The sequence below is a fragment of the Gordonia crocea genome (assembly GCF_009932435.1).
Taxonomy (GTDB): Bacteria; Actinomycetota; Actinomycetes; order Mycobacteriales; family Mycobacteriaceae; genus Gordonia; species Gordonia crocea.
This window is the reverse complement of sequence record NZ_BJOU01000019.1, coordinates 1-26,578: the sequence shown is the minus strand read 5'-3', so window position 1 is coordinate 26,578 and position 26,578 is coordinate 1. Positions and strand designations below refer to the sequence as shown.

The following is a 26,578-nucleotide window of genomic DNA, read 5'->3' as shown; positions in this document are numbered from 1 at the left end:
ATGACTGACGCCGCCGAAATCGACGATGTCAACGACTCGTCAGCAGGGTGCCCGGTGGCACACCTGGTCCGCCCCACGGAGGGTTCGGCCAACCAGGAATGGTGGCCCAAGCGCCTGAACCTCCGCATCCTCGCGTCCCACCAGCCCGTCTCCAACCCGATGGCTACCGAGGATGACTTCGACTACGCCAAGGAGTTCGAGTCCCTCGACCTCGACGCGGTCAAGGAAGACCTCAAGAAGGTCATGACCGACTCCAAGGAGTGGTGGCCGGCCGACTACGGCAACTACGTCGGCTCCATGGTTCGCATGGCCTGGCACGCCGCCGGCACCTACCGCGTCGGCGACGGCCGCGGCGGCGCCGGACACGGGCAGCAGCGGTTCGCCCCGCTCAACAGCTGGCCCGACAACGTCGGCCTGGACAAGCCGCGCCGCCTGCTGTGGCCGGTCAAGAAGAAGTACGGCCGCAAGCTCAGCTGGGCCGACCTGATCGTCCTCGCCGGCAACGTCGCGATGGAGAACTGCGGGTTCGAGACCCTCGGCTTCGCCGGCGGCCGCCCCGACCAGTACGAGGGCGACGACGAGACCTACTGGGGCCCGGAGACCACCTGGCTCGGCGACGAGCGCTACACCGGTGAGCGCAACCTCGACAACCCGCTCGCCGCGGTCCAGATGGGTCTGATCTACGTGAACCCCGAAGGCCCCAACGGCAAGCCGGACCCGCTCGCCGCGGCCCAGGACGTCCGCGAGACCTTCAAGCGGATGGCGATGAACGACGTGGAGACCGTCGCCCTGATCGCCGGCGGCCACACCTTCGGCAAGACCCACGGCGCGGCCCCGGCCGACCACGTGGGCCCCGAGCCGGAAGCCGCCCCGATCGAGCAGATGGGCCTGGGTTGGAAGAACAGCTTCGGCACCGGCAAGGGCGCCGACGCCATTCAGTCGGGTCTGGAGGGCGCATGGAACTCCACCCCGACCACGTGGGACAACAACTTCTTCTGGACGTTGTTCGGGTATGAGTGGGAGCTCACCGAGAGCCCGGCCGGCGCCAAGCAGTGGCGGCCGAAGGACGGCGCCGGATCGACCAGCGTCCCGGACCCCGAGCACCCGGAGAAGCGCCACGCGCCGATGATGCTCACCACCGACATCGCGCTGCGCACCGACCCGGCGTACGAGAAGATCTCCCGGCACTTCCTGGACAACCCGCAGGAGTTCGCCAAGGAGTACGCCAAGGCGTGGTTCAAGCTGACCCACCGCGACATGGGCCCGCGCACCCGCTACAAAGGCACCCACGTCCCCGACGAGGTGTTCATCTGGCAGGACCCGATCCCGGCGATCGACTACGACGTGGTGGGACCCAAGGAGATCGCCGACCTGCGTCAGCGCATCGCCAAGTCGGGCCTGACCGTCGCCCAGCTGGTGTCCACCGCCTGGGCGTCGGCGGCGACCTTCCGCAACAGCGACAAGCGCGGCGGCGCCAACGGTGCGCGCATCCGGCTCGAGCCGCAGCGCGACTGGGAGGTCAACAACCCCAAGCAGCTCACAACCGTGCTGGCCGCGCTGGAGAAGATCCAGTCGGAGTTCAACGAGGCGCAGTCGGGCAACGTGAAGATCTCGCTGGCCGACCTCATCGTGCTGGCCGGCGGTGTCGGCATCGAGCAGGCCGCCAACGCGGCGGGCTACCCGACCAGCGTTCCGTTCCACGCGGGGCGCAACGACGCCACCGCCGAGCAGACCGACGTCGAGATGTTCGAGGTGCTCGAGCCCAAGGCCGACGGTTTCCGCAACTACCGGGGCAAGGACGCGAGCCAGCCGGGCGAGTACCTGCTGGTCGATAAGGCCAACCTGTTGGGTCTGTCGGCCCCGCAGATGGCCGTCCTCGTCGGCGGTCTGCGTGTGCTCGGCGCGAACTACGACGGCTCGGACAAGGGCGTCTTCACCGACCGTCCGGGGGTGCTGACGAACGACTTCTTCACCACCATCACCGACATGGACATCGCGTGGGCGTCAAAGGCCGACGAGGAAGAGATCTTCGTCGGGACCGTCGACGGCCAGCCCAAGTGGACCGGCAGCCGGGTTGACCTGGTGTTCGGCTCCAACGCGGAGCTGCGCGCCCTGTCCGAGGTGTACGGCGCCGACGACGCGGCCGGCAAGTTCGTCGACGACTTCGTCGACGCGTGGGTCAAGGTCATGGACAACGATCGGTTCGATCTGCACAGCTGATCCCACCGTTCCGACCGCGGGCCGGGCTATCCTCGCTGAGGTGAGCATGCATCAGCACGACGGCCCGGCCCGCCCCGTTGACCCACGGGAACATTGGGAGGAGTTCTACGGCGACGGGAAGCGGCCGTGGACCCGCCGGCCCAACGCGATCCTGGTCGAGGAGGTCGGCGCCCTGCCCGGCGCCGGCCGCACCGCGTTGGACCTCGGCTGCGGTTCGGGTGCCGATGCCATCTGGCTGGCCCAGCAGGGGTATGCGGTGACGGCGGTCGACATCGCCGACGCTGCACTGGAGACCGGCCGCGCCCACGCCCGCGAGGCGGGTGTGCCCGACGAGGCGATCGACTGGCGCCGCGTCGACCTGGGCGCCGACTTCCCCGTGGGCAGTTGGGATCTGGTCACCGCGTTCTACCTGCACTCGAATGTCGAACTCGCCCGCGCCGACATCCTGCGCAAGGCGGCCGGCGCCGTGGCCCCCGGTGGCACGCTGCTCGTCGTCGGGCACTGGGGGATGCCCGAGTGGCGTTTCGACGGCGATCCACCCAGTTTCCCCAGTGTCGACGACGTCCTGGCCGATCTCGACCTCTCCCCCGGGTGGGCCGTCGTGACCACCGGCCTGCGCGAGGTGGCGATGACCGATCCCGAGGGCAATCCGGCGGCCCGCACCGACAACCTGGTCCGCGTCACCCGCCCCGCCTGATCGCCGACTGGGCCCTCATTCCCGCCGACTGGGCCCTCATTCCCGCCGACTGGGCCCTCGATCTCGCCGACTGGGCCCTCGATCTCGCCGACTGGGCCCAATCCGGCCTTACGTCCCCGCTACGATCGTTCTCTTTTGTTTCTCCTGCAACAGGAGGACACTGGAAAGCGGGTTGGGAGTCACGTCGGAAAGGAGTCCGGTCATGATCACCAAACCGTTTCAGGCACTCGCCGCCGGCGGGGTTATCGGCCTCGCCGCGCTCGCCGCCCCCGCTCCGGTGGCCCACGCGTACGAGGTCCGCCACGCGGCCAAGGTCGTGTGCCGGGGCATCAGCCCGAACGTCGTCGACAACCCGTACGCCGGGCGCATCACCACCACGCAGTGGCTGCCCACGGAGCACGGCCGGATCACCATCTACGTCTCGCAGTCGGCGTCGCTGTTCGGCTACCAGTCCCGGCCCCGCCTGGCCTGGCACAACCTCACGACGGGGCAGCGCGGTCACGCCAGCACCATCGCCTACAGCAATCGCGAAGGCGAGGGGGCCTCGGTGATCAGCCTGCGAACCGGCGCCGGGCGGGTGAAGCTCACGATGTATGCCAAGAACAGCAACCGATTCGTCTCCGCGCGCTCGACCGCCTGCGCGACGACGGTTCGCGTGCGCTGACGCACCAACGCCGCGCTTAGCGGAGCGCGGCCACCAACTGCTCGACCCACGTCGCCACGACCTGACTGCGCCGACGAGAGTCGTCGGACAACGTGTCGGCCAACCCCAACCCGCGCGCCAGGTCGAGGGTGACCTGCGCCAACCGGTGCGCTTCGGGATTCTCGCCGGTCGGGTCCAGCCCGGTGACGGTGAACTTGTGGGCGGCCCGGGCGAGCTTCGCCTCCAACGGCAGGATCACCTCGCGCAGCGCGGGATCCGATGCCGCGGCGGCCCACACCTGCAGCGCCGCTTTGAATTCGGTGCCGGTGTAGATCGACACCGCCTTGTCCACGACGATGCGCACGCGTGCGTCGAGATCGTCGGGCAACGCGCCCACGACCCGTGACGCATCACCGGTCATCGACTCGAACATCTCCTCCATGACCGCGGTGATCAGCGCCTCGCGGGTCGGAAAGTGGTGCTGCGCCGCGCCGCGCGACACCCCGGCGGCCTCGGCCACCGCGGCGACGGTCGTCGCCGACCATCCTTGTCCGGCAAGCATTTCCACCGTGGCATCGAGAAGCCGCTCGCGGGTGGCCCGCGAGCGTTCCTGCTGCGGCTGGCGCGCGGTGGTCACTGCCCCGCGTCCCAGCTCGGCTTGCGCTTGGACAGGAACGCCGTCATCCCCTCGCGCGCCTCGTCGGAGGCGAACAACGCCGCGGACTCCGCCGCGCGGGCGCCCGCCGCCTCGTCGAAGTCGGCCAGAATCGCGGCGGTGGTCAACGCCTTCGACGCCGCCAATCCCTGCGGCGACGCCTTGCGGACCCCGCCCAGCACCGCGTCGAGCTCGGCCGACAACTCCTCCACACCCGACAACGCCCTGGTCACCAAACCGATCCGCTCGGCGGTTGACGGATCGAATGCCTCACCGGTCAGGAAGTACCGGCCGACGGCGCGCGCAGTCATCTTGGGTAGGAGCACCACGGAGATCATCGACGGCGCCAACCCGAGTCGGGCCTCGGTGAGCGCAAAGGTCGCCGACGGCCCGACGAGCGCAATGTCTGCCGCGCCGACCAACCCGAACCCGCCGGCCCGCACATGCCCGTCGGCGACGACGATGACGGGCTTGGGCATCGCCACCATCGCGCGCATGAGGGTCGTCATCGCGCGGGTGCCCTCGGCGGTGGCCTCCTCCGGGCTCAGCCCGCGTCGCAGCGCCTCACCCAAATCGGCTCCGGCGCAGAAGGTTCCACCGGTGTGCGTCAGCACGACGGCGCGTATCGCCGAATCGGCGGCCGCCGCCTCGAGTGCCTCGGTCAGCTGCCCGACCAGTTGCGCCGACAAGGCGTTCCGGTTCGACGGCGAGTTCAGCGTCACGGTGGCAACCGCTGCCGACACCTCGACGTCGACGACCCGGGTCAGTTCGTCAGCCATGGCAGGACCTCTCAGTACGACTTCGGCAGGCCGAGGCTGGTCTGCGCGACGAAGTTCAGCACCATCTCGCGGCTGACCGGTGCAACCTTGGCGATCCGGACCAGCGCCAGCATCGGCGCCAAGCCGTACTCTGTGGTCAGCCCGTTGCCGCCCAGCGTGTGCACGGCCTGGTCGACAAGCTTCGTCGACGCTTCCGCTGCAGCATATTTCGCCATGTTCGCCGGTTCGGCGGCGCCCCAGTCGTCACCCGCGTCGTACAGCGTTGCGGCCTTCTGCATCATCAGCTTGGCCATCTCCAGATCGACCTTGCCGGCGGCCAAGGGGTGCGCGATTCCCTGGTGGGCGCCGATCGGCGTCTTCCACACGGTGCGGTCCTTGGCGTAGGCGACCGCCTTGTCCAGCGCGAACCGGCCCATGCCGATCGCCGACGCAGCGCCCATGATCCGCTCCGGGTTGAGACCCGCGAACAGCTGGCTCAGCGCGGCCTCGGGCTCGCCGACGAGGGCGTCGCCGGGCAACCGCACGTCGTCGAAGAACAGTTGGAACTGCTTTTCCGGATTCTGCAGTTCCATCGGGATCTGGGTCCACGAAAAGCCTTCGGTGTCGGTGGGCACGATGAACAGCGCGGGCGCGAGCTTGCCGGTCTTGGCCTCCTCGGTGCGCCCGACGACCAGGACGGCGTCGGCCTGGTCGACGCCGGAGATGAACACCTTCTGCCCCGACAGCACCCACTCGTCGCCATCGCGGCGCGCGGTCGTGGTGATCTGGTGCGAGTTCGACCCCGCGTCGGGCTCGGTGATGCCGAACGCCATCGTGATCTCACCGCTGGCCAGGCCGGGAAGCCACCGCTGCTTCTGCTCGTCGGTACCGAAGCGGGCGATGATGTTGCCGCAGATGGCCGGTGACACGACGAGCATCAGCAGCCCGGTGCCCGATGCCGCCAACTCCTCCATGACGATGGCCAGCTCGTACATCCCGGCGCCACCGCCGCCGTATTCTTCGGGCAGGTTGACGCCGATGAAGCCGAGGTCGCCGGCCTCTTTCCACAGTTCGGTGGTCTTGAGGTCTTCCTTGGCGCACTTCTGGAAGTACTCGGCGCCGTACTTCTTGCCCAGTGCGGCCACGGCGGCGCGCAGCTCTTTGCGTTCGTCGGTCTCGATGAAACTCATTGGTTGCCTTTCGAATTGGAATCGCAGATCAGGCGTCGTCGTCAGACGGCAACGCTTCGATGATGGCGAGTACGTCGCCGACGGCGAGCTGGCGGCCGACCTCGACCGCCAGCGTGGCCACCACCCCGTCGCTGGGGGCGGCGATGGTGTGCTCCATCTTCATCGCCTCGAGCCACAGCAGCGGCTGTCCGGCGGTGACGGTGTCGCCCTCGGCCACCGCGACGCGGATGACCGATCCGGGCATCGGTGCGAGCAGCGAACCGGGTCGCTGCACGGCCGACGGGTCGACGTAGCGCGGCAGCACCCGCAGGGTGACCGATGTGTCCGGCCCGTCGACGAAGACCGCATCTCCGTATCGGGCCACGCGCAGCGTGCGCGCCACCCCGTCGACGGCAAGGACGACGGAATCCCCTGCCGCAGAGACGACCTCGACTCCCTCGTCGTCGGGAAGGGCGACGCCGAATCCGGGCGCCGCCGCGCTCACCGAGGAACCGGCCCGGCGCTCGAAGCGGTACCGGACCGCGATCTCCTCGTCGCCCCGGCCGAACGACTTGGTCTGGTAACCCGAGGCGATGTTGCGGAACCCGGAGGGGACCGACGACAACGACTGCGCCGCAGCGCGATTGCCCTCCGCGTCGGCCAGCGCGGCGGCAATGGCCGCCAACCGGATATCCTGCTCCGACGCGAGCGGGGCCGACAGCACGTCGAGTCCCACCTCGTCGATGAAGGCGGTGTCGGTGTCGCCGGAGAGGAACTCCTCCGAGCGCAGCGTGTTGACCAGCATGTCGCGGTTGGTGACCGGTCCGTGCAGCGTCGCGTGCGCCAATGCCGAGGCGAGTACCGCGGCACTGCGGCGTCGGGTCGGGGCCCAGCTGATCACCTTGGCGATCATCGGGTCGTAGAAGGTGGAAATCGTACTGCCGTCGGCGATTCCGGTGTCGACGCGCAGCCGCGACAACCCCGACTGTTCGGCGATCGCGAACCGGTGCACCGTGCCCGACTGGGGCGCCCACTCGGCGGCAGGGTTCTCTGCGTAGAGCCGGACCTCGATGGAGTGGCCGTTCGCGGTCGGCTCGTCGCCGACGAGGGGTTCGCCCATCGCGACGCGCAACTGCCACTCGACCAGGTCGAGCCCGGTGGTCTCCTCGGTGACCGGGTGTTCCACCTGAAGCCGGGTATTCGTCTCGAGGAAGTAGAACCGTCCCCGGCCGTCGGCGAGGAACTCGACGGTCCCGGCACCGGCATAGCCGATCGCGGCGACGGCCTTGCGGGCGGCGTCGTACAGCTTCTCGCGCAGCGCGGCATCGCCCTCAGCGGCCAGTCGCTCCACGAGTGGGGCCGGCGCCTCCTCGATCACCTTCTGGTGGCGGCGCTGGATGGAGCACTCCCGCTCCCCGACCGCCCAGACCGCGCCGTGATTGTCGGCCATCACTTGGACTTCGATGTGGTGGCCGCGCTCGACGTAGGGCTCGCAGAACACGGTGGGGTCGCCGAAAGCCGACTCCGCCTCGCGCTTGGCGGCGGCCACGTTCTCCTCGAGCTCGGACAGGTCGCGCACGATCCGCATGCCGCGCCCGCCGCCGCCGGCGGAGGCCTTGATGAGCAGCGGCAGATCGTCGGCGGTGACCGTCGTCGGATCGAGGTCGCCGAGGATCGGGACTCCCGCCTCGGCCATCAGCGACTTGGCGTTGACCTTCGAACCCATCGCGGTGATCGCCGAAGGCGGCGGACCGATCCACACCAGTCCGGCGTCGATCACCGCTTGGGCGAATTCCGCGTTCTCCGAGAGGAATCCGTACCCGGGGTGGATGGCATCGGCGCCGGCCGCACGGGCCGCCTCGATGACCAGGTCGCCGCGCAGATAGGTTTCCGCCGACGTGGCGCCGGGCAACCGCACCGCGGTGTCTGCTTGACGGACGTGCGGGGCGTCGGCGTCGGGATCGGAATGCACCGCGACGGTGGCGATGCCCAGGGCCCGGCACGTCTCGAACACGCGGCACGCGATCTCGCCGCGATTGGCGACGAGGACCGAGGTGATCTCGCGGGCAACGGGTTTGGTGGCTGTTGTCGTCATCATTGCCTCACATCCGGAAGACGCCGAAGCCATCGGCACCTTCGACCTCGCCGTTGTGGATCGCCGACAGGCACATGCCCAGCACCGAGCGGGTGTCGCGCGGGTCGATCACCCCGTCGTCGTAGAGCATCCCGGACAGGAAGGCCGGTACCGACTCCTTTTCGATCTGCGCCTCGATCATGGCGCGCATCCCGGCGTCGGCCTCCTCGTCAACCGTTCCGCCGCGGGCCTCGGTGGCCGCCCGGGAGACGATGGAGATGACGCCGGCCAGCTGTGCCCCGCCCATGACCGCCGATTTCGCGCTCGGCCAGGCGAACAGGAAGCGCGGGTCGTAGGCCCGGCCGCACATGCCGTAGTGGCCGGCGCCGTAGCTCGACCCCACCAGCAGCGAGATGTGCGGGACCCGGGAGTTGGATACCGCGTTGATCATCATCGAGCCGTGCTTGATGATGCCGCCGCGCTCGTATTCGGCGCCCACCATATAGCCGGTCGTGTTGTGCAGGAACAACAACGGGGTGTCGTACCGGTTCGCCAGCTGGATGAACTGGGTGGCTTTCTGCGCCTCGGCGGAGAAGAGCACGCCCTGCGCGTTGGCCAGGATGCCCACCGGATAGCCGTGTATCCGCGCCCACCCGGTGCACAGCGAGTTGCCGTACTCGGGCTTGAACTCGTCGAAGTCGCTGTCGTCGACGACGCGGGCGATGACGTCGCGCGGATTGAACGGGATCTTGAGATCCGACGGCACGATGCCGAGCAGTTCCTCCGCGTCGTAACGGGGTTCAATGGGCGCGGCCACCGGCCCGGGGCCCTTCTTGCGCCAGTTGAGCCGGGCCACGATGCGACGGCCGATGCGCAGGGCGTCCTGCTCGTCGGCGGCGAGATAGTCCGCGAGGCCCGACTCGCGGGCGTGCATGGTCGCTCCGCCGAGGGTCTCGTCGTCGCTCTCCTCGCCGGTGGCCATCTTCACCAGCGGCGGACCACCGAGGAAGACCTTGGAGCGTTCGGCGATCATCACCGTGTGGTCGCTCATGCCCGGGATGTAGGCGCCGCCGGCGGTGGAGTTGCCGAACACGAGGGCGATCGTCGGGATGCCGGCCGCGGACAGCCGCGTGAGGTCGCGGAAGAGTTGTCCGCCGGGGACGAAGACTTCCTTCTGGGTCGGCAGGTCGGCGCCGCCCGACTCCACCAGCGAGATGCAGGGCAGCCGGTTCTCCATAGCAATCGCATTGGCGCGCAGACTCTTCCGCAGGGTCCACGGGTTCGATGTCCCGCCGCGCACCGTCGGGTCGTTGGCGACGATCATGCATTCGACGCCTTCGACGACGCCGATCCCCGTCACCACCGACGCGCCGACCTGGAAGTCCGACCCCCAGGCGGCGAGCGGACACAGTTCGAGGAAGGGGCTGTCCGGGTCGATCAGCATCTCGATGCGTTCGCGCGCGGTCATCTTGCCGCGCTTGCGGTGCCGTTCGACGTACTTCTCGCCACCGCCGGCCAACGCCTTGTCGAACTCGCCGGAGAGCTCGACGAGCTTCTCGTTCATCGCCGCGGCCGCTTCGGCGAACGCCTCGCCGGCCGGGTCGAGTTTGGACTGTAGGACGGTCATGCCTGGTACCCCAATCGTTTCGCTGCCAGACCGGTCAAGATCTCGGTGGTCCCGCCGCCGATGCCGAGGATGCGCATGTCGCGGTACTGGCGCTCCACCTCGGTGCCGTTCATGTACCCCATGCCGCCGAACAGCTGAACCGCCTTGTCGGCTACCCACTCCCCGGTTTCCACGGCGGTGTTCTTCGCGAAGCAGACCTCGGCGATGAGGTCGGCGTTGCCGCCCGCGGCCTTGGTCTCGACGAGTGTTCGGGTGTAGGTGCGGGCGATGTCGATGCGCCGCGCCATCTCGGTGACGGTGTCCTGCACCGACTGTCGCGCGATCAGCGGGCGTCCGAAGGTCTCGCGGGCACGCACCCATTCCAGGGTCAGGTCGAGGCAGCGCTGTGCGTGGGCATAGGCCTGGACGGCGAGGCCGACCCGTTCGGAGACAAAGGCATTGGCGATCTGGGCGAACCCGGAGTTCTCAGCTCCGACCAGGTTGGCGACCGGGACCCGCACGTCGTCGTAGGAGAGCTCGGCGGTGTCGGAGGCGAGCCAGCCCATCTTGTCGAGTTTGCGCGTCACGGTGAACCCGGGCGTGTCCTTGTCGACGACGAGCAGCGAGACGCCGCCCGCGCCGTCACCGCCGGTGCGGACCGCGGTGACCACGAAGTCGGCGCGGACCCCGGAGGTGATGAAGGTCTTGGATCCGTTGACGATGTATTCGTCGCCGTCGCGGACCGCCTTGGTGCGCAGGTGTCCGACGTCGCTGCCGCCACTGGGCTCGGTGATGGCCAGCGAACCGATCTTCTCCCCGGCCAGCGTCGGGCGCACCCATCGGTCGATCTGCGCCGGGTCGCCCGCGGCGATCAAGTGCGGCAACGCGATGCCGCTGGTGAACAACGAGGCCCAGACGCCGCCGGAGGCCCCCCGGTAGAGGAACTCTTCGCCGAGGACGACCGAGTCGATGAAGTCGCCGCCGGATCCGCCGACCTCTTCGGGGATTGCGAGTCCGAAGAGCCCCAGCTTGGCGGCCTCGGCATGCAGCGACCGGGGGAGTTCGCCGGTGCGTTCCCACTCGTCCTGGTACGGCAGGACGTGGCGCTCGACGAAGTCGGCGACCGTCGCGCGCAGTTGGGTGCGCTCCGGGTTGTCCCAGAGCAGCGACGTGAACGGCATCAGTTCTCCTTGGTCACGTTGTTCGCGGGCAGGGTGTTCGCGGGCAGGAAGGCGGTGGGAATCGGGACCGGCCGCGAGCGGAGCCACTCGCCCATGCCCTTGGCCTGCGGGTCGAAGCGCACGTTGTCGGCGACACCGCGGCCCAGGACGCCCTCAATGACGAAGTTCACCGCGCGCAGGTTGGGCAGCGCATAGCGGCGGATCGTCAGGTCGGCGACCTCGGGCAGGAGCTCGCGGACCCGATCGGCGGTGAGTGCCTGGTCGAGCCAGGCGAACTCCTCGTCGCTGCGCACCCACACGCCGATGTTGGCGCTGCCGCCCTTGTCGCCCGACCGCGCACCGGCGATGGTGCCCAACGGCACGGTCGTCGTCGGGCCGAAGTCCGTCGCCGGCGGAACGGCGGTGTCCTCGTCGGCGGGCACCGCGGCCCGCAGCGGAGAGGGTTCGATCGAGACGGTGACGCCGTCGGGCTGGGTGACGCGGTGCGGCACCAGCGCGGCGTCGACGTAGCCCGGCTCGAAAACGCCGTAGGGCGAGCCGTTTCCGGGCGGCGCGGTCAGTGTGAAGCCGGGGAAGCTGGCCAGTGCGAGTTCGACGGCGACGGCCGAGAACGGGCGGCCCACCTTGGCCGGATCGGGGTCGCGGGCGACGACGCGCAGCAGGGCGCTGGCCTGTTCCTCGGTCGTCCCGTCGGGACGGTCGGTGCGGGCGAGCTCGAAGCCGAGCTCGGCCGGCTCGTCGGGCAACGCGGCGCGGAACTGTTCCTCGAAGAGCTTCGCCTTCGCCTCGATGTCGAGACCGGTGAGGACGACGTCGATTTCGTTGCGGATGCCGGCGAGGAAGTTCAGCGACACCTTGAGGTCGGTCGGCGGGTTCTCGCCTCGGATGTTCCGTACGGCGACCCGGTCCGGCGAGAGCTGTTCCAGTTCCACCGAATCCAGCCGCGTCGTGACGTCGGGGTTGAGGTAGCGGGGGCCGCCGACCTCGTAGAGGAGCTGGGCGGTGACGGTCCCGACGGTGACCGCGCCCCCGGTGCCCTCGTGCTTGGTGATGACCGACGACCCGTCGGCTGCCATTTCGGCGATGGGGAATCCCAAGTGGCCCATCGGGATTTCGGTGAAGAAAGAGTAGTTGCCGCCGGTCGCCTGGGTACCGCACTCGATGATGTGCCCGGCGACGACGGCGCCGGCCAGGGCGTCGAGGTCCTTGTAGCCCCAGTCGAAGGCGTGGGCGGCGGCGCCGACGGTGAGCGAGGCGTCGGTGACGCGGCCGGTGACCACGACGTCGGCACCGCGGCCCAGCGCCGTCTTGATACCGAAGGCGCCGAGGTAGGCATTGGCGGTGAGCGGTTCGCCCAAGCCCAACTTCTTCGCGTCCTTGAGAAGGTCGTCGCCGCTGACGAAGGCGACCTGGGCGTCGAGTCCGAGGCGGTCGGCGAGTTCGCGGATCGCGACGGCCAGCCCGTGCGGGTTGAGGCCGCCGGCGTTGCTGATGATCCGGACACCCTTCTCCAGGGCCAGGCCGAGGCAGTCTTCGAGTTGGCGCAGGAAGGTTTTGGCGTAGCCGAGCGAGGAATCCTTGAGGCGGTCGCGGCCGAGGATGAGCATGGTGAGCTCGGCCAGGTAGTCGCCGGTCAGGTAGTCCAGCTCCCCGCCTTCGAGCATCTCGCGCATCGCGGTGAAGCGGTCGCCGTAGAAGCCCGACATGTTGCCGATGCGGACTGCGTCAGTCATGGAAGGTCCTTCTGGTCGTCGAAATCAGTGATGGTGGAGCGGGAATCGGGCGATCACGCCGACGGTGCCCGCCCGCCGCCGGGTGGACCGGCGAAGCATTGCGCGATGGTCACCCATTCCGCGGCGTCGTCGCCGACGGTCGTGAGGGCGAGGTCGTCGATGTGGCGGCGCTGGGTCGCCAGTTCGCAAAAGTCGAGGGCCGGGCCGCGGACCACATTCGACGCGTCGTCGGGGCCCCAAGTCCAGATCTGGCCCGTCGGGCCGGTGAGTTCGTAGCGGAATGGCTCGGTCGGCGGCGTCTTGCCGTTGACCATGTAGGCGAAGTCGCGGGTGCGGACGCCGATGTGCGCGACGTGGCGCAGCCGCTCGGTGGGTTCGCGGGTGATCCCGAGCGCGTCGGCGATGTCGAGCCCGTGCGCCCAGGTCTCCATGATCCGCGCGGTGGCCATCGACGACGCCGACATCGGCGGGCCGAACCACGGCAACTTGGTGCCGTCGGGTACGGCGCACAGCGCACCGGCAAGCGTCGCGCGGGTCGTGCGCCAGTCGGCGAGGAGTTCGGCCGGCGGTCGTGCCGCTTCCACCTCGGCGGCCTCGTCGACGAAGACGGCCGCCTTCGGCGCCGCCTCCGCCAGCATCTCGGCGAATCGGTCCGGGTCGGTGCAGGCGATCAACGAGACCCGATCGGTCCACAGCAGGTGCCCGATCTGGTGCGCGATCGTCCAGCCGGCCGCCGGGGTGTCGGTCGCCCACGCCTCGGCGGGCAACTCCGCGACGAGGTCGTCGAGGGAGTCGCTCTCGGCCGTCAGGTCGGCCACAATCCCAGCGGTTGCTGACATGCGAACAGCGTCACACGCCAGGGCGAAAAAAGCAAGCACGCATGATTGTTTCTGTTCCCCGGCATTCGCCGAGTGGGCCCTAGATTCCGCCGACTGGGCCCCCATTTCCGCCGACTGGGCCCTCATCTCCGTCGACTGGGCCCTCATTTCCGTCGGCTGGGCCCTCATCTCCGTCGACTGGGCCCTCATTTCCGTCGACTGGGCCCTCGATTACATCGAATGGGCACCCGACATCCACCGCCCACCCATCGGGCTTCTTGTGCGGTGGATCGTGACCAGTATGCGGTCACGATCCACCGCATAAGGCGCTACAACAGGACCGCAGGGCCCAGTCGACGAGATCGAGGGCCCAGTCGGCAGGATTCAGGGCCCAGTCGGCGAGAAACAGGGCCCAGTCGGCGAAAGGCGACGGCTACTACGCGTCGCACCTCGCGTCCGCGGTACCGCGCGCGAGGAGCGTCCCGTCGGCGTCGTGGAGGACCACGTCGACGGTGGACAGGCGCCGGCCGATCTTGACCGGTGTCACCGTCGCCGTGACGGGTCGGCCGTCGACGGCGGGCGACCGCAAGAACGCGACGGTGAACTCGACGAGTTGGTAACCCACCCCTGCCCGCAGATTCGCCGCCACCCCCAACGACGCGGCCTGCGCGGTGATCGCCCCGATCATCCCGCCGTGCATGGTGCCGAAGAAGTTGCCCATCCACTGGGCCGCCGGAACGGCGAACCGCAGCGCCGCGGGATCCGGATCGACGACCTCCCCACCCAGCAGCTCCGCGAGCGGACCGATCCGACGCGAACCATCCGCGATCGAGGCGATGATCTGCGCGCCCGTCAACGACGGGTCGATCGGCGCCGGGGCGGGCACCTCGTCGGGCGCCGGCAACGGCTCGCCGACGACCACCTCGGACTCCCCCACCACCGCACGTCCGACCCGGACGTTGCGCGCCGTCCCGGTGAGCACCGGCTCGCCGCCGCGGGTGATGCGCACCGTCGTCGAACCGAGCGCCTCGTCGGACATCTCCACCCGACTGTCGCCGCGCAACACGTCGTCGACGCCGGGGCGCGCCCCCATCGACAGACTCAGCCGAGCCTGCAACGACGACGAGGAGCGGTCGGCAATCGCGAACGGGATACCGCCGAGATCGTCGAAAAGCACCATCAGCGCGGGCATGTCGACCAGTCCGCGGTGGTCGAGCACGCGCGTGCCCAACGACTGCGTCATGGCGATGGGATCGCTGTCGGCGATCACCCGGATCGCAAACGCCTCGAAGGCGTTCTTCGGGGTCACCGGCCCTCCAGGATCGCGGCGACCTCCGACGAGGAGAAGAACGGCGAAAGTTGTTCGCGCACAACGCGGTCCAGCTCACCCGACTCCTGCGCCGCGGCAAAGACCCGGGGTGCCCCGGCCACCGCGTACTCGACGAGGATGTCGCGGGTGATGTCGAGTTCGTCGAGCAGTTCGGCGGCCGGCGACTCCCCGTACACGGTGAAGAACCCGTCAATCAGCGCGTCGACCAGCTTCAGCACCGGCTCGGATGCCGCTGCGGTGATCACGACGTCCTGCCCCAGTCCGCCGATCCGCTTGGCGTCGTCGAGGGAGAGGACCTTGTCCAGCCGCCCGATCGGCTTGTCGGCGTAGAGGTCGAACACCTCCAGCACCGCGTCGCGCGTCGCCGGGTCCTTGAGCGTGGCGATGATGATTTTGTTCAGCCGGCCCATGGCGAACTCGGCGCCCTTGGCCGCCGTGTCGCCGAAGAAGGCCTCGAACTGTTCCCCGGTCTTGCCGATCGCCTTGCCCGCGGCCTTGGTGCCGAAGGACACCAACGACCCGACGCCGGGGATCTTCTCGGCCATCGCACGGTTGCCCGCGACGACGTCGTTGACGATCCGACCGACGAAGCGCGACGCGATCGCGGCGGTCATCGGGCTGTGGGTCAGGTCGTCGAGGACCTTCTCCACCAGCGGCGTCAGCCCCAGCGCCTCGTCGGTGATGCGCTCGACGTGGTCGCGGTCGACGACCTCGCGCAGGGTGTAGGTGCCCGCCGGATTCGACAGCACCACCTCGGCGCTGTGCTCCACCAGCGTGGAGGCGGCGGTACTCGGCGGCACCGTCGCCGCGATGGTGCGCGCGATGGACTTGATCAGTTCGGGATCGGCCAACGACGACATGGTCGTGCTCTCGGCAATGGCGAGCACGTCGTCGACGGCCTTGGCGGCCAGTTCGGGCAGTTCGTCGCCGGTGAGGCGGTTGATCGCCCACGCGACTTGGGCGTCCAGGAGTGCCTGGGCGACGGTTTCGGTTGTCATGGTCTGAGGGTATTCCGGACCACCGCGACTCAGGCGAGCAGCGCGGCCAACTCGTCGAGACTGTAGGGCGCCGAATCCTTGTGGTCGCGATAGGCGATGAAGGTCGGCTGGGCCTCGTCGTAACGCCCGATGAATCCACCAGAGGCGCTGAAGATCTGGCCGCTGACCCCACTCGCGCGGTCACCGGCCAGGAAGACGTACAGCGGGGCGACGTATTCGGCCGGCGCCGGGTCGAGCGCCACCTCGCGCAGCCCGTCGTCGAGGATGCCTCGCTCGTGCAAGCTCTCGATGTGCCGCACATAGTCGTCGCCGGTGGACAGCCGCGACCGCGCCCCCGGCAGCACCGCGTTCACGCGGACCCCGACACTGCGCAGGTCGGCCGCCGCGGCCAGCGTCAACGACGTCACACCGCCCTTGGCCGCCGGGTAGCCGCTGCCGCCGAACATCCCGTAGGCCGCGGCGGAGCCGGTGAGCACGATCGACCCCGACTCCTGCTCGGCCATCACCCGACCCGCCGCCTGGGTCAGCTCGAAGGCGCTGACCAGGTGGGCATCGAGCTGGGCGCGGAATTCCTCGCGCGTGATGGTCAGCACCGTCGAACCGGGCGGCTCGGCGATTCCGGCACAGTTCACCGCGATGTCGAGCGCGCCGAACCGCTCGACGGCGGTACGGACCATAGATTCGGCGACGCCCGGATCGGCGGCCGACCCGACGACGCCGACGGCCGCTCCCCCGCCCCCGACGATTTCGTCGACGGCGGCGTCCACGGCCACCGGGTCGCGCCCGTTGACGACCACCGATGCGCCCGCCCCCGACAGCGCATAGGCGACCGATAGCCCGATCCCCCGCGTCGCCCCCGCGACGACGGCCACCCGCCCGACGAGCCCGGACACCTCAGCCGCCCACCGGGGTGATCGGGATGATCGGCATGGACCGGCCGCGGTCGGCGAACTGGAAGGTCGATCCGCTGGAGAACCGCACGATCGCGACCTCCCCGGCCTCCTTGCGCGCCTCCCCGCGGACGACGTCGACGACGAGTTCGTCACCGACGAGCGACGCCGACCCCACCCCCCACCGGGAGTCGACGCCGCGCACCATCGCATCAATCGGCTCGGTGAAGTCGGGGCGCAGCAGGTCCATCCAGCCCTCGTCGCCGATCGCCGGCGAATCCTGCGGAATCCGGATCCGCACCCCCGCACCGTCGACCTCCTCGACGACGACGCCGGTGTACTGGCGCGGACCCAGGATGGGATGGGCGCGCAGCACGGTCGCGAGATCGGACGCACTGTCCCCCATCGACAGCGCGTCGCGCAACCGCTCCGAGGTCATCCCGGAAATGCCGATCAACTGCTTGCCGGTGATCTCGCGCGCCGTCTCGTCCCCGGCCCGGCGCAGCACCGACAGCCGGAACCCGATGGCCAGCAGGTGGTGCTGCAGCGCCACCTCCTCGGCGATGCGCAGCAGCGCGCCCCGGGAGAACTCACCGAAGACCAGGTCTTCGACGAGGTCGCCCCGGTAGTCGACCTTGCCGTCGGTCGCCGTCGGATCGATCGGACTGAGTTCGACGGTGGCCGCGGCGGTTTCGAGTACCGGGATGGTGAACTCGGGCAGCGGCAGTTCCTCGCGGTCCGGCTCGATCGTCACCGTCCACTCGCAGTGCGGATGCCGGTCGGTGGGCACCCGCGGCGGTCGGTGCACCGGTCGGATCCGGGCCCGACGGTTGGTGGCGATCGCCGTCGCATCGAACGTCGGGTCCTCGATGTCGTGGCACATCGACGTCACGTAGTCGTCGCCCATCGGCTCGACGTCCATCAACGCGCCGCAGTGGTTGAGGATGAATCCCCCGTGGTACTCGTCGTGCACCACGTAGCGGAAGTCCATGAACTGCGGCGGCGCGCCGATGTCGAGTTGCAAGCACTTGAACATGTCGACGACGCCGTCGCCGTCGATCCCCAGCGCCGCACGCATCCGCCCGGTGTAGACCGGGCTGGCCGCCATCCACTCCTCGATGGCGACCTGGGTCATGCCCTCGCGGCCGAAGGCGGTGATCAGATGTGCCATGCCGCTGCGGTCGATCAACTGCCCGGAGAGGAGCAGTTCGGGCACCAGCGTCGCCAGCTGCGGCGCGGTGAAGTCGGCGTATCCAGAACGACCGAGAGGGGCTGTGTCGGTCATCGTCGTCACCAGAACTTGACCGGCGCCTTGCCGAAGTCGTACCACCCCGGCAGGTTCCCCGGTGCCGACTTTTCCACGCGCGCAAGCATTTCGTCGCTCATCGCCTTATCGGTCATCAGCTCGATGAACAGGGCGCTGACGTTGCCGTAGTCGAAGAAGTCGCGCTGCCAGGCGAATTCGAAGTTGCCGCCGTACTTGAACCAGCTGCCCTGGATGCCCTCGAGCGCGTAGTTCGAGCCGTCTTCGCGGGTCCGCTCGTAGACCTGCTTCCACAGGCCGATCATGTCTCCGGTCTTCTCGTCGATGACCCAGGTCTGGTACGGGTAGGTCCACCCGTTCAGGCCTTCCATCTCCTGGCCCAAGGCCAGGTCGCGGATCTCGTCGCGCCCGACGGCCATGAAGTCCTTGTTCGGCCCGTAGTTCCAGCCGTAGGTGGCGTCTTCGGCGTAGTAGGAGGCGAGCGGCTTCCAGTCGCCGGCCTTCTCCGCTTCGATGTTGGCGGCCAGCCAACGCGATTTCATCTCCTCCAGTTCGGCGCGGTCGAACGGGCCAAGGCTGGTGGAGGCGCTGATCTCGGTCATGGTCGGTCGTTTCCTTTTGTTGGTGGGGGTTTGCGGTCGCCGGTGCATCAGTCTTCGACGATCCGCAGGGCTTGGGTCGGGCAATAGCGCACGGCCGCTTCGATGGCCGGGCGCTCACTGTCGTCGGGCGTCGGATTGAGGATCAGGACGTGGTCGCGCTGGGCTTCGAAGACATCGGGAGCCTCCATCTCGCACATCCCGTGCCCCTGGCACAGGTCCAGGTCGACTTCGATTCTCATCGTCGAACCGCCTAGTCGCGCTGCCGGCGGCGGTAGCGGACCCGGCACGGTTGGGCCAGCTGCACAACCATTTTCGAGTGATCGTTGTGGTAGGACTCCGGGTCCTGCGACAGCTCGAACTCGTAGTTCTGCAGCAACACCGAGAAGATCGCCTTGATCTGCATCATCGCGAACTGGGCGCCCACGCAGCGGTGCCGGCCGGCGCCGAACGGGATCCACGTCCAGCGGTTGATGATGTCGTCCTGGCGCGGGTCGATGTAGCGGTAGGGGTCGAACGAGTCGGGCGTCGGGAAGTCCTCGGGCAGCCGGTTGTTCACCGCCGGCGAGACCGCGATCAGCTGCCCGGCCTTCACCAGGGTGTCCTCGATCTCGAAGTCCTCGCGGACCAGTCGCATCAGGATGATCAGCGGCGGGTGCAGGCGCAGCGCCTCCTTGATCCCCGCCTCCAGCAACGGGATCTGGCGCATCGCGGCGAACGAGTACTCGGGCTTGCCCTCCCCCTTGTCCTCGTAGATGTCGTCGAGCTCGGCGACCACCTCGGCCATGAAGTCGGGGTGGCGCAGCAACTCCAGCAGGGTCCACGCCGAGGTGCCCTGGGTGGTGTGGTGCCCGGCGAACATCATCGAGATGAACATGCCGGTGACGGTGTCGGCGCTGAACATCGGCGAGCCGTCCTCATTCTTCAGCGAGACGAGCACGTCGAGCAGGTCACGATTCTCCTTGTCGGTCTCCGGGTTCGCCTGCCGCTCGTCGAGCACGCCGGCCATGAACTTGACCAGCTCGGCCCGCGCCGCGTCACGACGGCGGAAGCTCTCGATGTCGGCGTGGTAGTCGACGTAGGCGTACGGGTCGGTGCCGCGCTCGAGGTCGTGGTAGATCTCCGAGATCCGCTTGTTCAGGCTCTCGCGGAACTTCTTGCCGATCAGGCACGACGACGAGGTGTACAGGGTCAGTTCGCCGAACCACTCGAGCAGGTCGATCTCGCCCTCGTCGCCCCAGTCGGCGATCATGCGCTCGACCTCGTTCGGGATGGTCACCGCGTGCTGCTTCATGTGGGCGCCCTTGAGCGCCTGGTTGTGCAGCGCCTTGGACCGCTCCTCCGGGCTGGTGTCGAAGACGACGCCCTCGCCGAACACCGGGGTCATGAACGGGTAGGCGGCGGCCTGGTCGAGCAGTTCGTCGGGGGCGCGGAAGAACTCCTCGTTCGCGCTCGCCCCCGACACCAGCACGACCTCGCGACCGGCCAGTTGGAACAGCCCGACGTCGCCGCACTCGTTGCGGACGCGCCAGAACAGGCCGATCGGGTCGTTGGTCAGGTCGTCGAGGTGGCCGTGTTCGCCATCGCCGCCGGAGACCCGCCTGGGGATTGTCGTGGTAGTCATCGGTTCACACCTTTCACTGCTGTTGCGGCTGGGGAAGTTTGGTCAATTTGCCCTCGGCTTCGACCTCGACGACGCGCATGTGCGCGCCGGGCGGCATGGCCACGATCGCGCCGATGGCCTGCGCCAGGTTGTCGGGGGCGAGGAAGTTGCCGTGCCGGGCCAGGCCGAAGGCGATCCAGTCGTTGAGCATCGCCTCGGTCTCGCCCTGGTCGAGGTTCATGCCCATCCCGGTCATGGTCTGGCCGGGGCGGATGATGCTGGCGCGCACGCCGGTGCCCTCAAGTTCCATCTGGACGGTCGCGACCAGGCCGTCGACGCCGGTTTTGGCCGCCACGTAGGCCGACGACCAGGGCCGCGGATGGACCGCGACGTCGGAGCCGATGAACACGAAGTCGCCGCGGCGCCGCTCGATCATGCCCGGCACGATCGCCCGGTAGAGGCGGAAGGCGCCGACGAGGTGGATGTCGATCTGCTCGGCCCACTTCTCGACGGGGATCTCGTGGGCGCGGCCGATACCGAGGTCACCGGCCCCGGAGATCGCGATCTCGATTGGCCCCCAGGCACTTTCGGCTTCTCGCACTGCCTCGACGACGGAGTCGTTGTCGGTGACGTCGAGCGCGACCGCCATGGCCTCACCGCCGTCGGCGATGATCGACTCGCCGATCTCCTTGCACTTCTCGACGCGGCGCGCACCGAGGATGACGGGGTATCCCGCGGCGCCGAGCCAGCGCGCGGTCGCCTCGCCGATGCCTGACGAGGCGCCGGCGACGAACACCGGCCGCCGCTCCGGGTGCGGTTGGAACTTCGGCATCAGCGGGCCTGCACTTTCATCGGGAGGTTGGCGAACCCGCGGACGTTGACCGAGTGCACGCGCACCGCCTTGTCCAGGTCGAGTTCGTAGTCGCGGACGCTGCGGGCCACCCCGTCGAGGCCGATGTTGCTCTCGAGCCGGGCCAGGTGGGCACCGAGGCAGAAGTGGGTGCCCAGGCCGAAGCTCATCAGGTTCTGCGCGACGTCGCGCCCGAGGATGTATTGGTCGGCGTCGTCGCCGAACACATCGGTGTCGCGGTTGGCCGACCCGACGAGGAGCAGTACGCGGTGCTCGGCCGGGATGACGGTGCCGCCGAAGTCGACGTCTTCCACGACGCGGCGCAGCACCATCTGCGTCGAGTTGTCGAAGCGCAGGGTCTCCTCGGTCCACAGCGGGACGATGTCGGGGTCAGCGAGCACGCGGTCGAGCTGACTGCGGTTGCGGAAGCCCCAGTAGACGGCGTTGGCCAACAGCTTCGTCGTCGTCTCGTTGCCCGCGACGACCATCAGGAACATGAACCCGACGATCTCCTCGTCGGTGAGCTTGACGTTCTCGCCGGAAGTTTCGTCGACGACCTCCGCGTCGAGCAGCGCCGACAGCAGGTCCTCGCCGGGGCTCTTGCGACGGTCGGCGAGCAGATTCGTGTAGTAGGTGTAGAGGCCCAGGAAGGCGTGGACGGCGGCCTCCGGGATGTCGAGGACACCCTCTTCGCGGTGGATCAGCAGGTCGGACTGCTCGCGCAGGTAAGCGCGGTCGGCGAGGGGGACGTCGAGCAGTTCGCTGACCACGTCCATCGGCAGCTTGGCGGCGAAGTCTGTGACGTAGTCGAATTCGCCTGCCTCCAGGCACTTGTCCCAGTGCTGCTTGGTCAGCGCACGGATGTTGTCGGCGAGTTCGTTGACGCGCCGCGGGGTGAAGCCCTTGGACACCAGTTTGCGGATGCGCATGTGCTTGGGGTCGTCCATGGCCAGGAAGGACATCGACTTCGATGCATCCGGTCCATAGGCACTCGGGTCCATCGAGACGCCCCACGCGTTGGACAGCGCGATGTTGTTGCGGAAGGCGTTGCGCACGTCTTCGTGCCGCGACAGGGCCCAGAAATCGAGGTCCGAGTTGTAGTAGACCGGCGCCTCGGCGCGCAGCCGGGCATAGGTCGGGTACGGATCCTCGTGGAAGTCATAGGCGTACGGGTCGAATGGCAGCTGGTGCTGCATCCCCGCGATGGTCGTGCTCACGGATTCTCCTTGGGCTGGGAATGGGTGGGTCGGGTTATCGCTTGTCGCGCATGATGAGTAGCGCTGCCTCGGTGAGGCGGTCGGCGGTGTCCTCGTAGGACATGTGGCCCATACCGGCATGGACCAGGCCGCCGGCATAAAGCATTTCGAGCGCTTCGACGACGGGGCCGGGGTTCTCGGGGTCGACCTCGAGCGCCGCGGCGAGCTGGCGGCGGATGAATCCGCCGATGCGCAGGCGCAGGTGCTCGACGTCGGGGTCGGTGCCCAGCAGGGCGACGGTGACCGCGCCGCCGAGGTCGCCGTCGCCGGTGACGATGAGCGCGACCGAGCGCAGCAGCGCGACGACGCGGTCGGTGGTCGACAGCTCCGGATCGGGTTCGGGGACTCCCTCGGCCAGGCGGCGCCAGAACACCTCGGCCACGAGGTGGCTCTTGGAGCTGAAGTACGTGTACGCGGTGGCCGGGGCGACGCCGGCGAGCTTGGCGACCGCGCGGACCGTGAGGCCGTCGAAGCCCTCGGTGCGCAGTACCTCGACGGCCGCGTCGGTCAGCTTGGCGACCGTCTCGGCCTGCTGGGCCGAGAGCCGGCGACGAGTGGATTCCTGAGAAACCGAGGTGGGTGCAGGAGTGGACATGTGAGCCACGCTACACTACATTCGTACTCACGTCTAGACAGGTGTCCAGACGATGGACCAGACAGTGTTATCCAGACCTCCGACAAGGGAGAAACCCATGGCCTTGCGCCCGGAAACCAGCTCCGAACTGCTCATTGATGGAAAACTCGTCCCCGGATCGGCTGGCGCCTTCGACATCGTCAATCCTGCGACGGAGGCGGTGATCGGCCAGGCCGCCGACGCCGGCGCCGACGATCTCGACGCCGCCATCGACGCCGCCCGCCGCGCCTTCGACACCACCGACTGGTCGCGCGACCACGCCTTCCGCGCCACCTGTCTGCGCCAGCTGCGCGACGCCTTGCTCGCCCACTCCGAGGAGTTCCGCGCGCTGGCCACCGAAGAGATCGGCTGCCCGAGCTTCCTCACCGGCGGGCCGCAGTTCGAGGGCCCGGTCAACGACCTCGGCTACTTCGCCGATCTCGCCGACAACTACCAGTGGACCCAAGACCTCGGTGAGGCCAAGCCGATGGGGATCCCCAACGTGCGCGAGATCCGCTACGAGGCGGCCGGCGTCGTCGGGGCGATCACGCCGTGGAACTTCCCGCACCAGATCAACTTCGCCAAGATCGGCCCGGCCCTCGCGGCCGGCTGCACCGTCGTCCTCAAGCCCGCCCCGGACACCCCGTGGGCCGCGGCGTTGGTCGGCAAGGTGATCGCCGAGGAGACCGACTTCCCGCCAGGCGTCGTGAACATCGTGACCTCGTCGGATCACGCGCTGGGCGAGCAGCTGGTGCGCGACCCCCGCGTCGACATCGTGTCGTTCACCGGGTCCACCGCCACCGGCCGCAAGGTCATGGTGGCCGCGTCGGAAACCCTGACCAAGGTGTTCCTCGAGCTCGGCGGCAAGTCCGCGTTCATCGTCCTCGACGACGCCGACCTGCGAGGCGCCTGCTCGATGGCGGCGTTCAACGTCGTCACCCACGCCGGCCAGGGCTGCGCGATCACCACCCGCCTGCTGGTTCCGCGCGAGAAGCTCGACGAGGCCATCACCGCCACGCGCGACGCGATGGCCGGCCTGCCCGCCGACGACCCGGCCAAGCCGGGCACCATCTGCGGTCCGCTCATCTCGGCCAAGCAGCGCGAGCGCGTCGAGAGCTACATCAAGCTCGCCGTCGACGAGGGTGGCACCGTCGAGATCGGCGGCGGTCGGCCCGCGAGCAAGGAAAAGGGCTACTTCGTCGAACCGACGCTGATCTCCGGCCTGGACAACTCCGCCCGGGTGGCCCAGGAGGAGATCTTCGGCCCGGTCCTCGTGATCATCCCCCACGACGGCGACGACGACGCGATCCGCATCGCCAACGACTCCCCGTACGGGTTGTCGGGCATGGTCTACGGCACCGACGAGACGCGGATCAACCACGTCGTCAACGGGGTTCGCACCGGGACGATGGGAGTCAACGGCGGCATCTGGTACGCCGCCGACGTCCCGTTCGGCGGATACAAGCAGTCGGGCATCGGCCGCGAGATGGGCGTCGCCGGCTTCGAGGAATACCTCGAGTCCAAGGCCGTCGCGAGGCCGGCATGACGCCGACTGGGCCCTCATTCCCGCCGAGTGGGCCCTCATTCCCGCCGACTGGGCCCTCAATCTCGTCGACTGGGCCCTCGATCTCGTCGAGTGGGCCCTCAATCCCATCCACACCAACCCAACCAACCCAATAGATAGGACAACCCAATGAGTTCAGGACGCTTCGACAACAAGACCATCATCGTGACCGGCGCCGCCGGCGGCATCGGCGAGGGTTACGCCCGAGGCCTGGCCGAAGAGGGCGCCAACGTCGTCGTCGCCGACCTCAACGACGAGGCCGGCGAGAAGGTCGCCGCCGACATCGGCGGTCTGTACGTGCACACCGACGTCTCCGACCCGGAATCCGCCGAGGCACTCGCCGCAGCCGCCGTCGAGCGCTACGGCAACATCAACGGCCTGGTCAACAACGCCGCCATCTACGGCGGGATGAAGCTGGACTTCCTGATCACCGTGCCGTGGGACTACTACAAGAAGTTCATGAGCGTGAACCTCGACGGGGCGCTGGCGGTGACCCGCGCGGTCTACCCGCACATGAAGGACGGCGGCTCGATCGTCAACCAGTCCTCCACCGCCGCTTACCTTTACAGCGGCTTCTACGGCCTCGCCAAGGCGGGCATCAACAACCTCACCTTCCAGCTCGCCACCGAACTGGGCGGCAACAACATCCGCGTGAACGCGATTGCCCCCGGGCCCACCGACACCGAGGCGACCCGCACCACCACCCCGATCGAAATGGTCGAGGACATGGTCAAGCAGTTGCCGCTCAAGCGATTCGGCAAGCCGGAGGACCACGTCGGCATGTGCAAGTTCCTCCTCTCCGACGAGGCCAACTGGATCACCGGCCAGATCTTCAACGTCGACGGCGGGCAGGTCTACCGACCATGAGCGACGTTCGTCTGGGATATGTCGGCCTGGGCAACATCGGCGGCCCGATGGCCGGGCGGCTCGCCGCCTGGCCGGGCGGCCTGACCGTCTTCGACCTGTCCGACGAGGCCGTCGCCAAGCTGGTCGAGAAGGGTGCAGCCAAGGCCGACTCGCTGGCCGCGCTCGGCGAACAGGCCGACGTCATCGGGATCTGCGTCGTCAACGACGCGCAGGTGCGCTCGGTGGTCGGCGACCTGCTCACGACGGCCAAGTCGGGCACGGTGATCACCGTCCATTCGACGATCAGCCCGGAGACAGCGATTGAGCTGTCGGCAACCTGCGCGGAGCAGGGTGTCCACCTGATGGATGCTCCCATCTCCGGCGGCGCACCCGGCGCCGAGCAGGGTCGGCTGGCCATCATGGTCGGCGGACCGCGGGAGGCCTATGAGCAGATCAAGCCGCCGTTCAAGTTGGCCGGCGACATGCTCGTCCACGCGGGCGACGAGGTCGGCGCGGGCACCAGGATGAAGCTGGCGCGCAATCTCCTGCATTTCATCTCATTCAATGCGGCGTCGGAGGCACAGCGCCTGGCCGAGGCCGCCGGGATCGACATCGAGAAACTCGGCAAAGTGGTGCGCCACACCGACGCCATCACCGGCGGTGCCGGGGCAATCATGCTGCGCAACACCACCGCACCGATCGATCCCGACGACTTCTGGTACGGCGTATTCACCCACGTGGTGAACTTGGGCAGCAAGGATCTCGATCTGGCCTTGGCCTTGGGCCGCCAGCTCGACGTCGACCTTCCCCTGGGCACCATCGCCCGCGCCAACCTCGCGTCGGGATTCGGTGTTCCCGATGCCGAAGACAAAGGAGTCAACGCATGAGTTCAGGAACCGCCGTAGGCGGCGAGGGCACCGAGCACCGCAAGCGCGGTGTGGCGAAGATGTCGGAGGTGTACGGCTGGGACATGTCCGACGGTCCCGGACTGCATTTCGCGCACACCGCCGATCAGCTGTTCGCCGAGGTGTGGACGCGTGACGCACTCACCGACCGTGATCGTCGGCTGCTGCTCCTGGGCCTGTTGGCCGGAAACGGCCACGTCGACGTCGCGGAGATCCAAGCCGGGGCGGCACTGGGCAAAGAGGAGCTGACCCCCGAGCAGCTCGAGGAGATCGCCCTGTTCCTCTGTTACTACGCCGGTTGGCCGT

At 68.5% G+C, this 26,578-nt stretch carries 25 protein-coding genes; 7 read left to right on the top strand and 18 right to left on the bottom strand.

The window, feature by feature from the left end; translation table 11 throughout:
• The 3 genes from katG (at position 1) to nbrcactino_RS16895 (ending at position 3,581) form a co-directional block, all read left to right on the top strand.
• The gene (gene katG / locus nbrcactino_RS16905) at positions 1–2,220 is read left to right on the top strand and encodes a catalase/peroxidase HPI (protein WP_161928627.1); all 2,220 of its coding nucleotides are present in this window, start codon (positions 1–3) and stop codon (positions 2,218–2,220) included.
• A gap of 46 nt (positions 2,221–2,266) precedes the next feature.
• Positions 2,267–2,917, top strand: a complete 651-nt coding sequence (locus nbrcactino_RS16900; RefSeq protein WP_161928808.1) for a class I SAM-dependent methyltransferase — start codon at positions 2,267–2,269, stop codon at positions 2,915–2,917.
• Positions 2,918–3,119: 202 nt separating this feature from the next.
• On the top strand, positions 3,120–3,581 hold the full coding sequence (locus nbrcactino_RS16895) for a hypothetical protein (RefSeq protein WP_161928626.1): 462 nt from the start codon (positions 3,120–3,122) through the stop codon (positions 3,579–3,581).
• A 16-nt stretch (positions 3,582–3,597) separates the two neighbouring features.
• On the opposite strand, the gene nbrcactino_RS16890 is transcribed toward nbrcactino_RS16895, so the two are convergent.
• The 18 genes from nbrcactino_RS16890 to nbrcactino_RS16805 form a co-directional block, all read right to left on the bottom strand.
• Positions 3,598–4,197 (bottom strand): TetR/AcrR family transcriptional regulator, encoded by a 600-nt coding sequence (locus nbrcactino_RS16890; RefSeq protein WP_161928625.1) that lies wholly within the window; start codon positions 4,195–4,197, stop codon positions 3,598–3,600.
• Complete coding sequence (locus nbrcactino_RS16885) at positions 4,194–4,994, bottom strand: enoyl-CoA hydratase family protein (RefSeq protein WP_161928624.1); 801 nt, start codon at positions 4,992–4,994, stop codon at positions 4,194–4,196. Before nbrcactino_RS16885 ends, nbrcactino_RS16890 begins: the two co-directional genes overlap by 4 nt.
• Before the next feature lie 11 nt (positions 4,995–5,005).
• A complete protein-coding gene (locus nbrcactino_RS16880) occupies positions 5,006–6,163 on the bottom strand; it encodes an acyl-CoA dehydrogenase family protein (protein ID WP_161928623.1) in 1,158 nt (385 codons plus the stop codon).
• 28 nt (positions 6,164–6,191) lie between these two features.
• A complete protein-coding gene (locus nbrcactino_RS16875) occupies positions 6,192–8,240 on the bottom strand; it encodes an ATP-binding protein (RefSeq protein WP_228460995.1) in 2,049 nt (682 codons plus the stop codon).
• Between the two features lie 4 nt (positions 8,241–8,244).
• On the bottom strand, positions 8,245–9,843 hold the full coding sequence (locus nbrcactino_RS16870) for an acyl-CoA carboxylase subunit beta (protein ID WP_161928621.1): 1,599 nt from the start codon (positions 9,841–9,843) through the stop codon (positions 8,245–8,247).
• A complete protein-coding gene (locus tag nbrcactino_RS16865) occupies positions 9,840–11,003 on the bottom strand; it encodes an acyl-CoA dehydrogenase family protein (RefSeq protein ID WP_161928620.1) in 1,164 nt (387 codons plus the stop codon). Before nbrcactino_RS16865 ends, nbrcactino_RS16870 begins: the two co-directional genes overlap by 4 nt.
• Positions 11,003–12,736, bottom strand: a complete 1,734-nt coding sequence (locus tag nbrcactino_RS16860; protein WP_161928619.1) for an acyclic terpene utilization AtuA family protein — start codon at positions 12,734–12,736, stop codon at positions 11,003–11,005. Before nbrcactino_RS16860 ends, nbrcactino_RS16865 begins: the two co-directional genes overlap by 1 nt.
• Before the next feature lie 53 nt (positions 12,737–12,789).
• Entirely contained in the window at positions 12,790–13,575 is a 786-nt protein-coding gene (locus nbrcactino_RS16855; RefSeq protein ID WP_161928618.1) for a TIGR03084 family metal-binding protein, read from the bottom strand.
• Between the two features lie 415 nt (positions 13,576–13,990).
• Positions 13,991–14,863 carry a PaaI family thioesterase gene (locus nbrcactino_RS16850; protein WP_228460994.1) on the bottom strand — a complete coding sequence of 291 codons (873 nt, stop codon included), beginning with the start codon at positions 14,861–14,863 and terminating at the stop codon, positions 13,991–13,993.
• Complete coding sequence (locus nbrcactino_RS16845) at positions 14,860–15,882, bottom strand: hypothetical protein (RefSeq protein WP_161928617.1); 1,023 nt, start codon at positions 15,880–15,882, stop codon at positions 14,860–14,862. Before nbrcactino_RS16845 ends, nbrcactino_RS16850 begins: the two co-directional genes overlap by 4 nt.
• A 29-nt stretch (positions 15,883–15,911) precedes the next feature.
• Positions 15,912–16,775 carry an SDR family NAD(P)-dependent oxidoreductase gene (locus nbrcactino_RS16840; RefSeq protein ID WP_161928616.1) on the bottom strand — a complete coding sequence of 288 codons (864 nt, stop codon included), beginning with the start codon at positions 16,773–16,775 and terminating at the stop codon, positions 15,912–15,914.
• Position 16,776: 1 nt separating this feature from the next.
• Complete coding sequence (locus nbrcactino_RS16835) at positions 16,777–18,057, bottom strand: hypothetical protein (protein ID WP_161928615.1); 1,281 nt, start codon at positions 18,055–18,057, stop codon at positions 16,777–16,779.
• A gap of 5 nt (positions 18,058–18,062) precedes the next feature.
• A complete protein-coding gene (locus tag nbrcactino_RS16830) occupies positions 18,063–18,638 on the bottom strand; it encodes a Cif family virulence factor (protein ID WP_161928609.1) in 576 nt (191 codons plus the stop codon).
• 47 nt (positions 18,639–18,685) lie between these two features.
• The gene (locus nbrcactino_RS16825; protein WP_161928608.1) at positions 18,686–18,877 is read right to left on the bottom strand and encodes a ferredoxin; all 192 of its coding nucleotides are present in this window, start codon (positions 18,875–18,877) and stop codon (positions 18,686–18,688) included.
• 11 nt (positions 18,878–18,888) lie between these two features.
• Complete coding sequence (locus tag nbrcactino_RS16820; RefSeq protein ID WP_161928607.1) at positions 18,889–20,259, bottom strand: cytochrome P450; 1,371 nt, start codon at positions 20,257–20,259, stop codon at positions 18,889–18,891.
• Between the two features lie 13 nt (positions 20,260–20,272).
• Positions 20,273–21,070, bottom strand: coding sequence for an SDR family oxidoreductase (locus nbrcactino_RS16815; protein WP_161928606.1), 798 nt, complete (start codon positions 21,068–21,070; stop codon positions 20,273–20,275).
• Positions 21,070–22,284: a cytochrome P450 gene (locus nbrcactino_RS16810; RefSeq protein WP_161928613.1), complete on the bottom strand. Its 1,215-nt coding sequence runs from the start codon at positions 22,282–22,284 to the stop codon at positions 21,070–21,072. The genes nbrcactino_RS16815 and nbrcactino_RS16810 overlap by 1 nt, the downstream gene beginning before the upstream one ends.
• 55 nt (positions 22,285–22,339) lie before the next feature.
• On the bottom strand, positions 22,340–22,939 hold the full coding sequence (locus nbrcactino_RS16805) for a TetR/AcrR family transcriptional regulator (RefSeq protein WP_161928605.1): 600 nt from the start codon (positions 22,937–22,939) through the stop codon (positions 22,340–22,342).
• Positions 22,940–23,036: 97 nt separating this feature from the next.
• Here nbrcactino_RS16805 and nbrcactino_RS16800 point away from each other — a divergent pair, with 97 nt between their 5' ends.
• The 4 genes from nbrcactino_RS16800 to nbrcactino_RS16785 form a co-directional block, all read left to right on the top strand.
• Entirely contained in the window at positions 23,037–24,503 is a 1,467-nt protein-coding gene (locus nbrcactino_RS16800) for an aldehyde dehydrogenase (RefSeq protein ID WP_161928049.1), read from the top strand.
• A 147-nt stretch (positions 24,504–24,650) separates the two neighbouring features.
• On the top strand, positions 24,651–25,388 hold the full coding sequence (locus tag nbrcactino_RS16795; protein WP_161928048.1) for an SDR family oxidoreductase: 738 nt from the start codon (positions 24,651–24,653) through the stop codon (positions 25,386–25,388).
• The gene (locus nbrcactino_RS16790) at positions 25,385–26,254 is read left to right on the top strand and encodes an NAD(P)-dependent oxidoreductase (protein ID WP_161928047.1); all 870 of its coding nucleotides are present in this window, start codon (positions 25,385–25,387) and stop codon (positions 26,252–26,254) included. The genes nbrcactino_RS16795 and nbrcactino_RS16790 overlap by 4 nt, the downstream gene beginning before the upstream one ends.
• Positions 26,251–26,578: carboxymuconolactone decarboxylase family protein (locus nbrcactino_RS16785; protein WP_161928614.1), on the top strand; the 328-nt coding region annotated here is incomplete at its 3' end. The genes nbrcactino_RS16790 and nbrcactino_RS16785, both read left to right, overlap by 4 nt.

Excerpts from the sequence above, each read along its gene's own strand:
- nbrcactino_RS16825 (WP_161928608.1), bottom strand. The coding sequence starts at position 18,877 with ATGAGAATCGAAGTCGACCTGGACCTGTGCCAGGGGCACGGGATGTGC.
- nbrcactino_RS16805 (WP_161928605.1), bottom strand. The coding sequence starts at position 22,939 with ATGTCCACTCCTGCACCCACCTCGGTTTCTCAGGAATCCACTCGTCGC.
- nbrcactino_RS16895 (WP_161928626.1), top strand. The coding sequence starts at position 3,120 with ATGATCACCAAACCGTTTCAGGCACTCGCCGCCGGCGGGGTTATCGGC.
- nbrcactino_RS16830 (WP_161928609.1), bottom strand. The coding sequence starts at position 18,638 with ATGACCGAGATCAGCGCCTCCACCAGCCTTGGCCCGTTCGACCGCGCC.
- nbrcactino_RS16795 (WP_161928048.1), top strand. The coding sequence starts at position 24,651 with ATGAGTTCAGGACGCTTCGACAACAAGACCATCATCGTGACCGGCGCC.
- nbrcactino_RS16800 (WP_161928049.1), top strand. The coding sequence starts at position 23,037 with ATGGCCTTGCGCCCGGAAACCAGCTCCGAACTGCTCATTGATGGAAAA.
- nbrcactino_RS16860 (WP_161928619.1), bottom strand. The coding sequence starts at position 12,736 with ATGACTGACGCAGTCCGCATCGGCAACATGTCGGGCTTCTACGGCGAC.
- nbrcactino_RS16835 (WP_161928615.1), bottom strand. The coding sequence starts at position 18,057 with ATGACCGACACAGCCCCTCTCGGTCGTTCTGGATACGCCGACTTCACC.
- nbrcactino_RS16815 (WP_161928606.1), bottom strand. The coding sequence starts at position 21,070 with ATGCCGAAGTTCCAACCGCACCCGGAGCGGCGGCCGGTGTTCGTCGCC.
- nbrcactino_RS16810 (WP_161928613.1), bottom strand. The coding sequence starts at position 22,284 with ATGCAGCACCAGCTGCCATTCGACCCGTACGCCTATGACTTCCACGAG.
- nbrcactino_RS16790 (WP_161928047.1), top strand. The coding sequence starts at position 25,385 with ATGAGCGACGTTCGTCTGGGATATGTCGGCCTGGGCAACATCGGCGGC.
- katG (WP_161928627.1), top strand. The coding sequence starts at position 1 with ATGACTGACGCCGCCGAAATCGACGATGTCAACGACTCGTCAGCAGGG.
- nbrcactino_RS16875 (WP_228460995.1), bottom strand. The coding sequence starts at position 8,240 with ATGATGACGACAACAGCCACCAAACCCGTTGCCCGCGAGATCACCTCG.
- nbrcactino_RS16885 (WP_161928624.1), bottom strand. The coding sequence starts at position 4,994 with ATGGCTGACGAACTGACCCGGGTCGTCGACGTCGAGGTGTCGGCAGCG.
- nbrcactino_RS16855 (WP_161928618.1), bottom strand. The coding sequence starts at position 13,575 with ATGTCAGCAACCGCTGGGATTGTGGCCGACCTGACGGCCGAGAGCGAC.
- nbrcactino_RS16900 (WP_161928808.1), top strand. The coding sequence starts at position 2,267 with ATGCATCAGCACGACGGCCCGGCCCGCCCCGTTGACCCACGGGAACAT.
- nbrcactino_RS16845 (WP_161928617.1), bottom strand. The coding sequence starts at position 15,882 with ATGACAACCGAAACCGTCGCCCAGGCACTCCTGGACGCCCAAGTCGCG.
- nbrcactino_RS16820 (WP_161928607.1), bottom strand. The coding sequence starts at position 20,259 with ATGACTACCACGACAATCCCCAGGCGGGTCTCCGGCGGCGATGGCGAA.
- nbrcactino_RS16880 (WP_161928623.1), bottom strand. The coding sequence starts at position 6,163 with ATGAGTTTCATCGAGACCGACGAACGCAAAGAGCTGCGCGCCGCCGTG.
- nbrcactino_RS16870 (WP_161928621.1), bottom strand. The coding sequence starts at position 9,843 with ATGACCGTCCTACAGTCCAAACTCGACCCGGCCGGCGAGGCGTTCGCC.
- nbrcactino_RS16865 (WP_161928620.1), bottom strand. The coding sequence starts at position 11,003 with ATGCCGTTCACGTCGCTGCTCTGGGACAACCCGGAGCGCACCCAACTG.